16 protein-coding genes are annotated in these 13,674 nt (G+C 66.3%); 8 read left to right on the plus strand and 8 right to left on the minus strand.

What is annotated here, in order from left to right:
- Positions 1–64 precede the first annotated feature (64 nt).
- The 4 genes from ACRECS_RS06580 to ACRECS_RS06595 all read right to left on the minus strand — a co-directional run bounded on the left by ACRECS_RS06580 (position 65) and on the right by ACRECS_RS06595 (position 2,151).
- Positions 65–787, minus strand: a complete 723-nt coding sequence (locus ACRECS_RS06580; RefSeq protein WP_431582163.1) for a class I SAM-dependent methyltransferase — start codon at positions 785–787, stop codon at positions 65–67.
- 82 nt (positions 788–869) lie between these two features.
- Complete coding sequence (locus ACRECS_RS06585) at positions 870–1,013, minus strand: hypothetical protein (RefSeq protein WP_431582164.1); 144 nt, start codon at positions 1,011–1,013, stop codon at positions 870–872.
- Between the two features lie 14 nt (positions 1,014–1,027).
- The gene (locus ACRECS_RS06590; protein ID WP_431582165.1) at positions 1,028–1,447 is read right to left on the minus strand and encodes a PaaI family thioesterase; all 420 of its coding nucleotides are present in this window, start codon (positions 1,445–1,447) and stop codon (positions 1,028–1,030) included.
- Positions 1,448–1,545: 98 nt separating this feature from the next.
- A complete protein-coding gene (locus ACRECS_RS06595) occupies positions 1,546–2,151 on the minus strand; it encodes a hypothetical protein (protein ID WP_431582166.1) in 606 nt (201 codons plus the stop codon).
- Between the two features lie 80 nt (positions 2,152–2,231).
- Here ACRECS_RS06595 and ACRECS_RS06600 point away from each other — a divergent pair, with 80 nt between their 5' ends.
- The 4 genes from ACRECS_RS06600 to ACRECS_RS06615 all read left to right on the plus strand — a co-directional run bounded on the left by ACRECS_RS06600 (position 2,232) and on the right by ACRECS_RS06615 (position 5,688).
- Complete coding sequence (locus ACRECS_RS06600) at positions 2,232–2,969, plus strand: GNAT family N-acetyltransferase (protein ID WP_431582167.1); 738 nt, start codon at positions 2,232–2,234, stop codon at positions 2,967–2,969.
- 236 nt (positions 2,970–3,205) lie between these two features.
- The gene (locus tag ACRECS_RS06605; RefSeq protein WP_431582168.1) at positions 3,206–4,033 is read left to right on the plus strand and encodes a TorF family putative porin; all 828 of its coding nucleotides are present in this window, start codon (positions 3,206–3,208) and stop codon (positions 4,031–4,033) included.
- A 426-nt stretch (positions 4,034–4,459) separates the two neighbouring features.
- The gene (locus ACRECS_RS06610) at positions 4,460–5,260 is read left to right on the plus strand and encodes a hypothetical protein (protein ID WP_431582169.1); all 801 of its coding nucleotides are present in this window, start codon (positions 4,460–4,462) and stop codon (positions 5,258–5,260) included.
- Between the two features lie 53 nt (positions 5,261–5,313).
- Positions 5,314–5,688, plus strand: coding sequence for a hypothetical protein (locus tag ACRECS_RS06615; protein WP_431582170.1), 375 nt, complete (start codon positions 5,314–5,316; stop codon positions 5,686–5,688).
- Between the two features lie 23 nt (positions 5,689–5,711).
- Here ACRECS_RS06615 and ACRECS_RS06620 read toward each other — a convergent pair whose 3' ends face one another.
- Positions 5,712–6,602: a LysR substrate-binding domain-containing protein gene (locus ACRECS_RS06620; RefSeq protein WP_431582171.1), complete on the minus strand. Its 891-nt coding sequence runs from the start codon at positions 6,600–6,602 to the stop codon at positions 5,712–5,714.
- A gap of 105 nt (positions 6,603–6,707) precedes the next feature.
- Between ACRECS_RS06620 and ACRECS_RS06625 the strand changes: the two genes are divergently transcribed.
- Entirely contained in the window at positions 6,708–7,394 is a 687-nt protein-coding gene (locus tag ACRECS_RS06625; protein ID WP_431582172.1) for an FMN-dependent NADH-azoreductase, read from the plus strand.
- Here the strand turns inward: ACRECS_RS06625 and ACRECS_RS06630 are convergent.
- The gene (locus tag ACRECS_RS06630; RefSeq protein WP_431582173.1) at positions 7,391–9,322 is read right to left on the minus strand and encodes a TonB-dependent receptor domain-containing protein; all 1,932 of its coding nucleotides are present in this window, start codon (positions 9,320–9,322) and stop codon (positions 7,391–7,393) included. The two genes, ACRECS_RS06625 and ACRECS_RS06630, sit on opposite strands and share 4 nt — an antisense overlap.
- Positions 9,323–9,387: 65 nt before the next feature.
- On the opposite strand from ACRECS_RS06630, the gene ACRECS_RS06635 reads away from it, so the two are divergent.
- Entirely contained in the window at positions 9,388–10,266 is an 879-nt protein-coding gene (locus ACRECS_RS06635; protein ID WP_431582174.1) for a LysR substrate-binding domain-containing protein, read from the plus strand.
- 3 nt (positions 10,267–10,269) lie between these two features.
- Here ACRECS_RS06635 and ACRECS_RS06640 read toward each other — a convergent pair whose 3' ends face one another.
- Positions 10,270–11,130 carry a DMT family transporter gene (locus ACRECS_RS06640; protein ID WP_431582175.1) on the minus strand — a complete coding sequence of 287 codons (861 nt, stop codon included), beginning with the start codon at positions 11,128–11,130 and terminating at the stop codon, positions 10,270–10,272.
- Between the two features lie 115 nt (positions 11,131–11,245).
- On the opposite strand from ACRECS_RS06640, the gene ACRECS_RS06645 reads away from it, so the two are divergent.
- Positions 11,246–12,649 (plus strand): PLP-dependent aminotransferase family protein, encoded by a 1,404-nt coding sequence (locus tag ACRECS_RS06645; RefSeq protein WP_431582176.1) that lies wholly within the window; start codon positions 11,246–11,248, stop codon positions 12,647–12,649.
- An 8-nt stretch (positions 12,650–12,657) separates the two neighbouring features.
- Here ACRECS_RS06645 and ACRECS_RS06650 read toward each other — a convergent pair whose 3' ends face one another.
- Positions 12,658–13,350, minus strand: a complete 693-nt coding sequence (locus tag ACRECS_RS06650; protein ID WP_431582177.1) for an aspartate/glutamate racemase family protein — start codon at positions 13,348–13,350, stop codon at positions 12,658–12,660.
- A gap of 146 nt (positions 13,351–13,496) precedes the next feature.
- Between ACRECS_RS06650 and ACRECS_RS06655 the strand changes: the two genes are divergently transcribed.
- A complete protein-coding gene (locus tag ACRECS_RS06655; protein ID WP_431582178.1) occupies positions 13,497–13,658 on the plus strand; it encodes a hypothetical protein in 162 nt (53 codons plus the stop codon).
- Positions 13,659–13,674: the final 16 nt, after the last annotated feature.

The raw sequence follows: 13,674 nt of genomic DNA on the forward strand, positions 1-13,674 counted from the left end.
CTGTTACCAGCGCTGCGTTTTGCCCCTCCCGGTTTGCCTCACCGGGAGGGGCTTTTTTTTGACCTCAGGCCTGGGCGATCCAGCCGCGCCAGGCGAATGCCGCGAAGAACAGACTGACCTCCGCGAACCCTCCGGCGCGCAGGATCGCCTCATCCTGATCGGGGCTGAACGTGGCGAGCCGTGTGGCGATCGCATCGCGGGCACCGCGCATCTGCGCCGGATCGGCGCCCATCGCGACGGGATAGGCCACATGGCGGTCAAGCCACAGCTCGCGCCCGTCCCCTTGCGGAAAGCTGAGATGCGCCGCGACGAACGGCGCGCCCGGCCGAAGCCGGCGATGGATTTCGCTGACCGTCCGTTCGCGTTCCGCTGCGTCGAGAAAATGCAGGGTCAACAGGCACACCGCGGCATCGAACGGCCCGGGCGGCGCATCGTCGATATAACCCTCGATCAGCGCGACCCGCATCATATCGGGCCCGACCGCGCGTTCCGCCAGGCGCAGCATTGCGGCTGCCGGATCGACACCGACAAAGGTCCAGCCGGGATGCGCCTCAGCCAACACCTGCAGCTCCATCCCGCCGCCCGCGCCCAGCACCAGCACCCGCGCATCGGCCGGCACCCGCTCGGCCAGCAGGATCGCGGTCATCCGATGCAAGGCCTCCAGCCCCGGCACGACCCGCCGCGGACCCTCGGCATAGTGTGCGACCGCCTCGGGATCGGAGAAATGCTTCACGAAGGGGTTGTCGGACGTGTCAACGGCGTCCGGGAGGTGATCGTCATGCTTCATGTACTTTTACATGTTACATGATGTGCGGCCTGTCAACACTTCACGCAGTCGGCGGGGCGGATAGGCAATGCGGTACGAGCGATCAGCGACCGCCATCCGCTCTGCGCCGGGCCGGTTTGTGATCATGACGGCGCAGACGTCTTTCAAGCACCATGGCAAGCAGCTGATCCCACCAGCAAGCGGCGAGGAAGACCGGTACCAATATCATGATCCAGAGGATGATCATTATCGCTCCCCTCGCTAGCTGCCCTCGGCCTGCGGCAGGACATATCCAACCGTTGCCTGCGCCACCAGTCCAGCCTCGGATCCCTGCCACAGCCTGATGTCGATCGTGGCGAGCCGTCGCCCCAGCCGCAGCAGCCGCGCATCGACCACCACCGTCTCGACCCGGCACGGGCGCAGGAAAGTGATGTTGAGATTGTTGGTCACGGCCATCGCCACCGGTCCGACATGGGCGAGAATAGCCGCATAGGCGGCGACATCGGCCAGCCCCATCAGGGTCGGGCCAGACACGATATTGCCCGGGCGCAGCATCTGGGGGCCGGGGTCGAGCGCCATGCGGACATGATCGAGTTCGATACTGACGACGCGGCCAAGACCCGGGCGCGCCGCCGCCGGAAAGGCGTTGTCGAGAAAGGCGGAGAGCTGCTCCAGGCTCATCCGGACGGATCGCTGATAGGGTGGCGCTGGCGGGGCTGGAGACATGGCCCGTGGCTTGAACCATGATCCGGATGTTCGCAACGGATGGGCGGCGGACGTCAGTATATTTCTTCGAATTGCCAGCCGGTCAATGCGAGCATTGCCAGGCCGAGGTCGCGAACTTTGCCTTGCCTGGGGGTCCATCTGTTCACGAAATGATAACCGCCCTCGTCGACACCTTCAACCAACCACTCCGCGCCGTCCGTACCGCCCGTTTGGCATTCAACCGCCGGCAATTTAAACACGCCCGTGCGCACGACGTCTGCCGCGAGCGTGTCCGCTTCCCGCGACGACAGGCGCCGCTCCACGCGCTTGCTGATCGTGCCCGGCTCATAGCCGCCCGCACCGGAAAGCTGCTTCGCGATCAGGCGCGGCGTCGCCGTTCCCAGGCCTTCCACTCGAACGACGACAGGCGGATGGAAAGTCCGCAGCCAGGTGAACCGCACTGTCCTGCCCTTCGGTCGCGCGCTGCCTTTCGCGGCCTCGTAGAGCGATGGCTCCTGCGCGGCCGATAGCTGGCCCGAATACCATTTGTTCTCGAAGTCGCTGACGATCGGAAGATCCTTCCTCGATCCCGGACCACATGGGAGCGACGGCTTCGCGAATGACGGCGGGAAATATTTGGGGACAGGCGGGGCCGACTGAACTGCGGCAATCGCCGGCACCACCGCCCAGGCGATAAGTATCTTTCCGATCATGATCCTCCCTCCTGTCTCGGCCGCACGGCCAATGCTATCCCGCATTCATGACTGATTTTTCGCGGACGATCCTGACTTATTGGAACGAACTCTTCACCACCGGCGACGTCATCCGGGATGATAGCAGCTTATCGATCACGCTGAACCCGGCGCTGAGCCGAGAGCGCCGGGTCATGTTGCTGGAAATCGCCGGCGGACAGGCAAGAGCGGTCCTCACCCCCGCACTGGCGCGAAAGGCCGGCCTCGAACGGGGGCAAGATATGTCGGTCTCCGGCTTCCGTCAGCGCCTGATGGAAGCCGGCGTGGTCCTGCATGGAGCGGACTGTGTGTTCTACTTTCCCGAGCTCATCGACCAGAGGATATTGACGGAGCCGTCGACTGCGCCTCGCCGGCTGACCGAACACGACCATGATGCGTTCGCCGCGTTTCAATCGGCAGCGTCGGAACAGGATCTGGAGGACGCCTATGTCGAACTGGATCATTGGGCAGTGTTCGGCGCCTTCGATCAAGACCGATTGGCGAGTGTGGCAAGTATATACCCCTGGGACAATGCACCGATCGCCGATCTTGGCGTGCTGACCCTGCCGGAGTTTCGGGGCAGGGGATATGCGCGAACCGTGGTGCGGTCGATCAGTCAGTTCGCCCGGGACCAGGGTTATGAACCCCAATACCGATGCCAGCTGGATAATGCGGCCTCGATCCGCCTGGCGGGGGCGTCCGGCTTGATGCTGTTTGGAAAATGGGACGTGATCTCCCCGGATTCGCCGGATTGCGATGCCGCATGATCGCGCACGGCCTGACGCGTGAACTTGGATGATTGAGCGCCGGGAACCGGCTCGAAACCGTCCACCCTCCCTCCTCGCCGGCAATCTTTCATTACAAACCCACAAAACAGCGGCAATGAAGCCCGGCTAGGGTTCGTCCCGTCCGGGCCGACCGATGCCCCTTTCCGTGCCCTCGTGACTGAGCGGTCCGGCGATCCGGATGCAGGAGGAACCTAAACCGAATTCGGGAGGTTCCATTGAAAACCAGACTGTCGCTTATCGGCCCAGCCGCATTGCTGTCCGCCGCGCTGCTTGCCCAGCCGGCCCTGGCCCAGGATACCGAGCCGACCAAGCCGATCACCGTGTCGGGCTCGGTCGCGCTCGTATCCGATTACCGCTTCCGCGGCGTCTCGCAATCGGACGAGGAAATCGCGCTGCAGGGCGGCGTGACCGTGGCGCATGAATCCGGTTTCTATGTCAGCGCCTGGGGGTCGAACCTCGCTGGCTGGGGCACGTTCGGCGGCGCCAATCTCGAACTCGATCTGGTCGCCGGGTACAAGCGACCGGTCGGCGGCGGGACGCTCGATGTCGGCGTCACCTGGTACATGTACCCCGGCGGCGCGGACAAGACCGACTTCTTCGAGCCTTACGCCAAATTGTCCGGCACGATCGGCCCGGTCGGCCTGCTCGCCGGCGTCGCTTATGCACCGAAGCAGGAAGCGCTGGGCAATTTCTCCAACACGCCGTTCAGCCGCGGCCAGTCGGAGGACAATCTCTATCTGTGGGGCGACGCCACCATCGGTATCCCCAAGACGCCGCTGACCGCCAAGGCGCATATCGGCTATTCGGACGGCAATCCCGGCCTTGGCCCGAACGGCACCAGCGTCGCGCCGACCGGCAAATATGTCGACTGGCTGCTTGGCGTCGATGCCGTGGTCGGTCCGCTCACGTTGGGCGTCGCCTATGTCGACACTGATATCGGCAAGGCGGAATCGGCCTATCTGCTGCCCAATTTCAGCTCGACCAAGGACAATGGTCCGATCGCCGCGGGCCAGGTGGTGTTCTCGGTGACGGCCGCCTTTTGAGGCCGGAGGGAGGGGGTGCGGGCTTCGGTGCCGTACCCCTTCCGGTGAAAGGGGCGAGACCGCATATGATTGCCGTTACCGATTCAACCTGGCCGTCCATCATGCCAAAGTGAGAGCGATCGGGGACGCCATGCGTATCCCGACCGCTCTTTCTCATCATGAAACTGACCCCCCTGTTCCGGCGAAAACCCACCCCTGTTTTCCGCTGTTCCCACCCCTGTTCCACCGCTGTTGCAGTAACAGGGGTGGATCCTTCCAACCCTTTGAAAAAACACCGATAATCAACCGGAAAAATCCAACATAACAGGGGTCGCTTTTTTTCTGCCAAAAACAGCGGAGAGCAGCGGGAGAGGCCCGGGATCGGACGACGGGTTCACCGCCCTGACTCCGTCCTTTCGATGTTCCGCGTCGAAGGAGCCCGTGATCATGGCCGACCCCGTCCGCCCGGCCCGTCCAGCTATCCGGCACCGCGCCGGCCTGCCCGTCCTGCTCGCCGCGTGTATGGTGCTGGCAGGGTGCGGGGACGGCAATTACGTGCAGGGCCCGTCACCGGGGCCGACCCCAACGCCAACCCCAACGCCGGCGCCGACGCCCACCCCGACCACCATCGCCTTTTCCTTTGCCGCGCCGGACGCCAGCTGGACTTCATCCTATGCCGATTATTCGCTCGGCCAGGAGGGCTCGATCGGCTTCGCCACGCGCTATGAGGAATTGCCCGTGCCGCTGCAGACGCTGCGCGGTCTGCGCCATCAAAGCCGCAACGTGTCCGACGATCTGTTCATGTACATCCACCGTGCGATCGACGGGCTGCGGCCTGCCACGCGCTATCGCCTGACCCTGTCGGTGACGCTGGCGACCGACGCGCCGCCGGGATGCCCCGGGGCGGGCGGGCCGCCGGGCGAAGCGGTGGTGGTGAAGACCGGGTTGCTCGCCACCCCGCCGGCCAACCGGATCGTCGGCGGCACGATGGTGCGCCCCGCCTTCGATATCGGGGCGCAGTCGCAGGCCGGCGCGGATTCGGTCGTGATCGGCAATATCGCGAAACAGGCCGGTCCATGCGGCCCGACCGATTATGAAACCAAGACGCTCGCCACCAATGCCGCCGGGTTCGAGGCCAGGTCCGACGCGAACGGGCGGCTATGGCTCTTCATCGGCACCGATTCCGGCTATGAAGGCCATACCGCGCTTTATTATCTCCACGGCCTGGCGACGCTGACTCCGCTATAAGGAGGCACACAGGCGGGGCGGCGCGGCAGGATCGGGAAAGGGACGACGCGGCGATGCATGAGATCCTCCTCTGGGCCGCAAGCCTGGTCGCCGCCGTCACCTGGGCGACGCACACTTTTGTCGGTGGCGTGCATGTCGCGCGCCCGCTGCTCGCCGACACCTCGCTACCGCGAGTGGCGAAATGGCTGGCCTATTATTGCTGGCATCTCGCCACGCTGATGATCGCGGCGATGGCGCTGCTGTTCGCGGCGGCGGCGCTCGGCCATGTCGGCCCCGGCCTGACCTGCGCGCTCGCCGTGTTCGCCCTGGCGTGCAGCGTGCTCAGCGCCGCGGTCGCGCTGAAGGGCGGCATCCGGCCGTGGCGCTTTCCCTCCACCACCCTGTTCCTGGTCACGGGGATATTGGGATTGGCGAGCGGCTGCGCGTGATGCGCGCCTGATCGGACCGGCGGTCAGACCGGCGCGACGATCGCTTTCAGCCAGTCGCGCACGGCGCTGACATCGGCACTCGCCAGCGCCTCCGGCATCGCGACGACATGATAAGTCGCGCCCTCGATCACCGGACCGAAGGGATTGACCAGCAGCCCGGCCTCGATCTCCGCGCGAGCGAGCACCAGGCTGGCGATCGCCGCACCATGCCCGGCGATCGCGGCCTGCAGCGCATGGCCATCCTCAGTGAAGCGTGGCCCTTCCGCGACGTGGAGATCGTCCATGCCGGCGAGGCCCGCCCATTGCCGCCAGTCGGGCGCGCCGGCGCGGCGTTTCCATTCGGTGTGGAGCAAGGTGACATGACGCAGATCGGCCGGGGCCGACAGGCCGAGCCGTGGGCTGCACAATATGCCGAAGCGATCGGTCAGCAACGCCTCCGCCACTGGCCCGGCAAAGGGCCCCGCGCCATAGCGCACCGCGATATCGGCCACGCCCGCACCAAGATCGGCCACTTCGTCAGAAGCATGCAGACGCAGATTGCAATCGGGATGCAGCGCCTGGAATGTACCCAGCGCCGGGAGCAGGACGCGCGCGGTGAACAGGGTTGTCGCGCTCAACGTCACCGCGCTGCGCCCGGCGTGCGGGCGCAGCGCGGCGATCGTGCGGGCAAAACCATCAAAGCCGTCGCGCAGCGTCGGGTAGAGCCGCAACCCCGCCTCGGTCAGCGCGACCTGTCGTGTGCGACGGACGAACAGCGCCAGCCCCAATATCTCTTCGAGCAGGCGGATCTGATGGCTGATCGCGGTCGGCGTGACCGCCAGTTCATCCGCCGCCTTGCGGAAACTCTCATGCCGCGCCGCCGCCTCGAACGCACGCAAGGCAACCAGAGGCGGGAGTCGGCGATGCCGCGCCATGGATGAATCCAGATCATCCATCGGCTGAGTAATTCGCATTCGTCATCAGCCGTGCGGGATCCCTATCTGCGGCTCACACCGTATAACAGATGAGCTGGATTTTACATGCATATTCCCGAACGTCGCCGCATTCTCCATATCGACGCCAGCGCACGATCCGGCCTGTCGGGCCGCGACCGGCATGGCTCGCACACCAGGCGACTGAGCCGGCGGTTCGTCGATCGCTGGTCGGCGCTGCGCCCGCGGGACCAGGTCGCCTATCGCGATGTCGGCGCCCTGTCCCCGGCCCCGGTCAGCGGCGACTGGATCGCCGCCGCCTTCTCTCCGCCGGACTGTCGTACAGCCGCGCAGCGCGACGTGCTGGCGGAGAGCGATCGGCTCACCGCCGAGCTGGTCGCCGCCGACCTGATCGTGATCGGCGCGCCAATGTATAATTTCGGCGTGCCCGCCCCGCTCAAGGCGTGGATCGACAATGTGGTGCGGGTCGGCGTCACTTTCGGGTTCGATCGGGCGCGGTCGGGCGAACCCTATTGGCCGATGCTGCCGGCCGGCAAGCGGCTGGTGATCCTGACTTCGCGGGGTGATTATGGCTATGACGCGGGTCAGCGGCTGGCGGCGATGAACCTGGTCGAGGCCGGGCTGAGAGTGCCGCTCGCCTATCTCGGGCTGCATAACGCCGACACGGTCGCGATCGAATATGACGAGTTCGCCGACGACCGCCTCGCCGCCTCGATCGCCGCCGCCGAAACGGGGGTGGACCGGCTGGTCGATGCGCTCGCCGGGCTGGGTTAGAAATCGACGGCGAGCCGCGCGATGAGCTGGCGTGACTGGATATAGGTGAAGGCGTTGTTGCCGTTGACGTCCCAGCCATCGCTGTTGAACAGGTTCGTCGCGCGCAGCCGCGCCATCGCCGCCCGTCCGCCGAGCCGGAAGCGATAGCGTATACCCAGGTCGACCGTGGTGTAGGGCCGCACCTTCACCAGATTGGCGGCATCGCCCAGGCTTGCTCCGCGATACTCAACGCCCAGATCGATGGAGAAGGCGTCGAAGTGCACCGGGCGCCAGTCCAGGCTGCCGATCAGCGTGTGCTTCGCCGTGCCGATCGGCCGCTTGCCGATCACGCCGCTGGCGACCTCCACGCCAGAGACGCGCGCATCAAGCAGCACCCCGCCGCCGACGATGGTCAGGCCGCGCACCGGCGACCCGTTCAGCGACAGTTCGACCCCGCGATGCGTGACGGTGCCGAGGTCGCGGAACAGATTGGCGCTGTCGAGGCCGTAATAGGGCTTGGCGATGTCGAACCCGCCCGCGATCAATGTCATCGGGCCAAGCCGCAGGCGCACCCCGGCATCGATCTGGCGGGTGCGGATCGCCGGCGGCGCCTCGTCGCGGTTCGACGCGGTCTCCGGCGCGACGTCGCTTTCCTCCAGCCCGCGGGTATAGCCGCCATAGAGCGCGATGGCGGGAGTGATGTCGACGGTCGCGGCGATATTGAACAGCCAGGGCGTATCGCGCGAGACCGGCAACGGCCCGCTTGGCGCGATCACGGCCTTGCGGTAGTTGCTGCGCTGCAGCCCGAGGCTGACTTGCCCCAGCCCGGCGACACGGCCGAGATAGCCGATCCCGACGGTCCATTGCCGCACCCGGTCGTCGCTGCTGCGGCCAAAGTCGAACGCGGGGCGCGGCACATAGAGCGGCGTGTCGAATGGCGCGGCGCCGATCGACACTGAGTCCGACCCGCCATAGCGGCGCTGTTGCGACCGGGCTCGCACCGTCAGCATCAGCTCGTGTTGCGCGACCTTGGTCCCGAAAACACGCGACACGCCGATCTCGCCGCTGGTCGAGGCGTTGGAGCGTGGCGGCGCGCCCACCACGCGACGCGCCGCCAGCGCGCCGGGCGCTGCCGCATCAAGCAGCACGCTGTGCGATTCCAGGATCCGCGTGACCGACCGGAACGCCCCCGCACGAACATTGAAATCGCCGATCCGGCCTTGCCCGATCACGCCGTAGTTGAAGCGCTCGGTCTCGACATCGGCCCAGTGCTGTCCGACGAACTGGCGACGACGCATCCGCGGCGGCGGGGTGGCGCCATTGCCGATGATGATCGGAAAGATGTCCTCGTCGACGATCCGCACCCGGCTCCAGAACGGCTTGATCGTGATCGACGGCGCGGGCCGCCACACGCCGATCAGCGCGGTGCTGAGGATATCGGCATTATTGCCCGAGGCATATTCATTGTGCGCCTGGCTCACCCCGATCCCCAGGCCGAGCGTTTCGCCGGTCAGCGGCACCTGCGCATCGACCTCGATCAATGCGCCGCCGAAACTGTGAAGCTGAGTCACCGCACTCACCGCCAGCCGCGCGCCGGGCGTGCGCAGCCGATAATCGACAATCCCCGAGGGCGAGGGAAAAGGATAGCCGATCGCGGACGGCCCGATGCGGATCCGGTTGCCCTCGACCAGCCGCGGACTGAGATCGCCCTGTCGGTCGATATACAGTCCCTCGAGCCGAACATTGCCGGCATCGATCGGCGAAAAGCCGCGCACGTCGGTCGGGCCGTAAATGCCCAGTTCCTCCCCGCCGTCATTGGACCCGAACGCGTCCTCGGCATCGGTGACGGCATTGTCCTGCACACGCTGCGCCAGCGCCGACGCAGGGAAGAGTCCGGCGATCGCGAGGACCAGCGACGTCAGGGCGAGACAGGAGGAATGCAGTGTCATGCCCCCAGACTAGGCGGCGCGAGGCGTTGACATAGCGCACCAATCGATGGTGAGATGTGCATGGAATGCACAGCGATGCTGCCTTGCCGCCGCTTGATGGCCTGACTGCGCTGCTCGCCGCCGCCGATGCCGGATCGTTCAGCGGCGCGGCAGAGGCGCTTGGCATCACCCATGGCTCGGTCAGCCGGCGGATCGCCGGGCTTGAGGCGTGGCTCGGCACCGCATTGTTCGAACGACACGGTCGCGGCGTGACGCTGACCCCGGCCGGCCGGCGCTTCGCCGCCGAGACCCGCACGAGCCTCGGCGCGCTGTCGCGCAGTGCGCAGCAATGGCGACCATGGCGCGGACGCCAGACCTTGCGGCTGAGCGCAGTGCCGTCCTTCGCCCGGCTCTGGCTGATCCCGCGCCTGGCAGAGATCGAGCGCGGCGATATCCATATCGACCTGCTGACCGACCACCGCCCTAATGATCTCGGCGCGCGCGAGGCAGATGTGGCGATCCGCTATGGCCGCGGAAACTGGCAGGGGCTGACCGCCCGGTTGCTGCTCAGCGAGCGGCTGGTCCCGGCGGCCTCCCCGGCGCTGGCCGCGAAGCTCGGGCCGGCATGGCGCGCATCCGATCTGTTGCACCATCCATTGCTGCATGATTCCGACACCGCGCAGTGGCGGTCATGGTTCGGCACCGCCGGGCTGAGCTATCACCCGCGCTGGCAGGACCGCCGCTTCGAGGATTACGACACGCTGCTGATCGCCGCCGCCGCCGGGCTCGGCATCGCCCTGCTCCGCCTGCCGACCGCCCAGGCATCGCTCGACAGCGGCGCGCTGGTGCTGTTGCCGGACGGCCAGGCGCTGGACAATCCGGCGCATCATTATCTCTGCACTGCCGAGACTGATCAGCGCGCCGCCGTCGCGATCGTCGCCGAACGCATTATGGCGCTGCACTGACCATCAGGCGAAGCGCTTCGCCCCCGCCACGCATAATACCACGACGACGGTCGACGCGATCATCGTCCAGGCGACCGGCTCGTGCAGCAGCAGCGCCGCCAGCACCAGTCCGAAAAAGGGCTGCAGCAGCTGCAACTGGCCGACCCCGGCAATGCCGCCCAGCGCCAGTCCGCGATACCAGAAGACGAACCCGATCAGCATCGAGAAGATCGAGACATAGGCGAGACCAATCCATGCCGGCACGCCAACCCCGGCCCAGCTCGCCGGTACGGTGAGCAGCGCAATCAGCATCATCGGCGGCAGCGCAAGCAGCAATGCCCAGCTGATCACCTGCCACCCGCCAAGCCGGCGCGAGAGCGTTGCGCCTTCGGCATAACCAAGGCCGCAAAGCAGGATCGCCGCGATCATCAGCAAGTCACCGGCCAGTTCTCCACCATCCCTGCGATACAAAGCGAAACCTGCGACGGTCGCCGCGCCGATGGTCGAGAACAGCCAGAAAGCCGGCTGTGGCCGCTCGCCCCCGCGCACCACGCCGAAGATCGCAGTCGCCAGCGGCAACAGCCCGACAAACACGATCGAATGCGCAGCGGTGATATGGCGCAGCGCAAGCCCGGTGAGCAGCGGGAAGCCGAGCACGACGCCGATCGCGACGATCGCCAGCGGCACCAGATCGCTCCGGGCCGGCCGCGACTGGTGCAGCAGGCGGAGAAACAGCGCGCCAAGCAGCGCCGCGATCACGGCACGCGCGGAAGTCAGGAACAAAGGCGATAGATCGGCTACCGCGACACGCGTCGCCGGCAGCGACCCGCTGAAGATGAGCACGCCCAGAAATCCGCTGCCCCAGCCTGCCGTCGTCCGTTCCATAAGTCCTCGCTTTCGCGACCCGGCTAGGCCTGTACAGGTGATATCGACAGGGACACTATGGTACAGTTCGATAAAACTGTATGGGTTCATTGACCGATACAATGTGGAGTCCGGCATGACAGAAGCAGCCACGACGCGCACCGAGGCGCTGATGGCGGCGATCACTGCGCGGATCGCCAATCGCGCGCTTGGCGCGGGCGAGCGCCTGCCTTCAGTGCGCCGCTTCGCCGAGACGATGCACGTCTCGCCCTCGACGGTGGTCGAGGCTTATGACCGGCTTGCCGCTCAGGGATTGATCCATGCCCGGCGCGGTGCCGGCTTCTATGTCTCGGGCAACAAGGCACCGCCCATGGCGCTGGCCGATATGGGCGCGCGGCGCGATCCGGCGTTGGATCCCTTCTGGGTGTCGCGCCAGTCGCTCGACGCCGATCCATCGGCGCTGATGCCGGGATGCGGCTGGCTGCCGGCGGACTGGATGCCGCAGGCGGCGCTACGCCGCGCCCTGCGCGCGCTCGCCCGGACCGACAGCGCCCTGCTCTCGCATTATGGCAGCACGCGCGGGTCGGCCGCGTTGCGCCGGCTGTTGCTGGCGCGCTTTGCCGAGGAAGGGCTGGAAGCAGCCCCCGACCAGCTGATGCTGACCGGATCGGGCACCCAGGCGATCGACCTGATCTGCCGCTTCCTGTTGCGGCCCGGCGACACAGTGCTGGTCGACGACCCATGCTATTTCAATTTCCAGGCCTTGCTCCGCGCGCATCAGGTGCGGCTGATCAGCGTACCCTTCACGCCCCATGGCCCGGACCTTGTCGCGTTCGAGGCCGCGCTGGCCGCGGAGCATCCACGGCTCTACATCACCAATTCCGCGCTGCATAACCCGACCGGCGCCAGCCTGTCGCCGCAGACCGCGCACCGCCTGCTCGGCCTTGCCGCCGCGCACGGAACGACGATCATCGAGGACGACATCTTCGCCGATTTCGAACCGTCGCCCGCACCGCGGCTTGCCATTCTCGACGGGCTCGAGCGCGTGATTCGCATCGGCAGCTTTTCCAAGACGCTCTCGGCCTCGGTGCGCTGCGGCTATATCGCCGGACGCACCGACTGGATCGAGGGACTGGTCGATCTGCAGGTCGCCACCAGCTTTGGCGGCCCCAGCCCGGTCGCGACCGAGGTGATCGCCTCGATCCTCGCCGGCGGCAGCTATCGCAAACATGTCGAGGAACTGCGCCGCCGGCTGAGCCATGCACGCCAGGCGGTTGCCGATCGGCTCGCCCCGCTCGGCATCAGTCCGTGGCTCATGCCGCGCGGCGGCTTCTATCTCTGGTGCCGCCTGCCCGAGGGGCAGGATTCAGCCGATATCGCCCGCTATTGCCTGGACCACGGCGTGGTGATCGCGCCGGGCAATGTGTTCAGCGTCGCGCAATCGGCCGGCGACTTTATCCGCTTCAACGTCGCTCAGTCGGACGATGACCGGTTGATCACCGTGCTGCGCGACGCGCTGTCTAAGCCTTTGACGGGATAGGCGACATTCTAACCAAGCGCCTGCACGACGGCCGCGCGGGCGTGCAGCGTTGTGGTGTCGAACAGCGGCACGGCGCTGTCCTCCGGCCGGACCAGCAGCATGATCTCGGTGCAGCCCAGGACGATCGCCTCGGCCCCGCGTGCCACCAGCCGCGCGATCACCGCGCGGTATGCGTCGCGCGATGCCGGCGTAACCACACCGGCGATCAGCTCGTCATAGATGATGCGGTGCACGATCGCGCGGTCGTCCGTATCGGGCACCAGCACGTCGAGCCCATACCGCTCGGCCAGTCGCCCGGTGTAGAAATCCTGCTCCATGGTGAAGGCGGTGCCGAGCAGCCCGATGCGGCGAAAGCCGGCCTGTTTGACCTGCTCCGCCGCCGGATCGACGATGTGCAGCAGCGGCACCGACACGGCTTGCTGCACGGCATCCGCCATCAAATGCATGGTGTTGGTGCAGATCAGCAGCAGTTCCGCCCCCGCGCCTTCGAGCCGGCGTGCGGCATCGGTCATCAGTCCGGTCAGCGCCGGCCAGTCGCCGGCATGCTGCAGCCGTTCGATTTCCGCGAAATCGAACGACCATAACAGGCAGCGCGCCGATGCGGTCGGGCCAAGCCGGTCGCGCACCCCCTGGTTGAGCAGGCGGTAATATTCGGCCGAGCTTTCCCAGCTCATGCCCCCGATCAGGCCGATCATCTTCATTGCACCGCTGGATAAGGTCCGGCGGAACGAATGCAATCGCCATTGGCGTTCAAATGGCACGAGCGGCAAAGGGCAGTCTGGAAAAGGAGCGACACAGGCGTCACTCCGTGTTATAGCCGACCAACACAGTGGATTGGAGTCGGACGATGGCATATCGAGGCCTGGGTGTGGGATTGGCGATTGGCTTGGTCTTTGGCGCGATCATCGGCAACCTGGCGATGGGTGTCGCCGTGGGCGTGGCGATCGGCGCGTCCTATTCCCTCAAGGCGAAACGTGACGCGGGCAAGCCGCAAGACGACCCGAACTGATCGCCTCGCGGCCCTT

This window comes from Sphingomonas sp. (genome assembly GCF_050725575.1).
GTDB lineage: Bacteria > Pseudomonadota > Alphaproteobacteria > Sphingomonadales > Sphingomonadaceae > Sphingomonas.

What these genes read in the sequence shown, in the direction of transcription:
- ACRECS_RS06580 (WP_431582163.1), bottom strand. Translation starts at nt 787, where the DNA reads ATGAAGCATGACGATCACCTCCCGGACGCCGTTGACACGTCCGACAAC.
- ACRECS_RS06585 (WP_431582164.1), bottom strand. Translation starts at nt 1,013, where the DNA reads ATGATCATCCTCTGGATCATGATATTGGTACCGGTCTTCCTCGCCGCT.
- ACRECS_RS06590 (WP_431582165.1), bottom strand. Translation starts at nt 1,447, where the DNA reads ATGAGCCTGGAGCAGCTCTCCGCCTTTCTCGACAACGCCTTTCCGGCG.
- ACRECS_RS06600 (WP_431582167.1), top strand. Translation starts at nt 2,232, where the DNA reads ATGACTGATTTTTCGCGGACGATCCTGACTTATTGGAACGAACTCTTC.
- ACRECS_RS06610 (WP_431582169.1), top strand. Translation starts at nt 4,460, where the DNA reads ATGGCCGACCCCGTCCGCCCGGCCCGTCCAGCTATCCGGCACCGCGCC.
- ACRECS_RS06615 (WP_431582170.1), top strand. Translation starts at nt 5,314, where the DNA reads ATGCATGAGATCCTCCTCTGGGCCGCAAGCCTGGTCGCCGCCGTCACC.
- ACRECS_RS06620 (WP_431582171.1), bottom strand. Translation starts at nt 6,602, where the DNA reads ATGGCGCGGCATCGCCGACTCCCGCCTCTGGTTGCCTTGCGTGCGTTC.
- ACRECS_RS06625 (WP_431582172.1), top strand. Translation starts at nt 6,708, where the DNA reads ATGCATATTCCCGAACGTCGCCGCATTCTCCATATCGACGCCAGCGCA.
- ACRECS_RS06630 (WP_431582173.1), bottom strand. Translation starts at nt 9,322, where the DNA reads ATGACACTGCATTCCTCCTGTCTCGCCCTGACGTCGCTGGTCCTCGCG.
- ACRECS_RS06635 (WP_431582174.1), top strand. Translation starts at nt 9,388, where the DNA reads ATGCACAGCGATGCTGCCTTGCCGCCGCTTGATGGCCTGACTGCGCTG.
- ACRECS_RS06640 (WP_431582175.1), bottom strand. Translation starts at nt 11,130, where the DNA reads ATGGAACGGACGACGGCAGGCTGGGGCAGCGGATTTCTGGGCGTGCTC.
- ACRECS_RS06645 (WP_431582176.1), top strand. Translation starts at nt 11,246, where the DNA reads ATGACAGAAGCAGCCACGACGCGCACCGAGGCGCTGATGGCGGCGATC.
- ACRECS_RS06650 (WP_431582177.1), bottom strand. Translation starts at nt 13,350, where the DNA reads ATGAAGATGATCGGCCTGATCGGGGGCATGAGCTGGGAAAGCTCGGCC.
- ACRECS_RS06655 (WP_431582178.1), top strand. Translation starts at nt 13,497, where the DNA reads ATGGCATATCGAGGCCTGGGTGTGGGATTGGCGATTGGCTTGGTCTTT.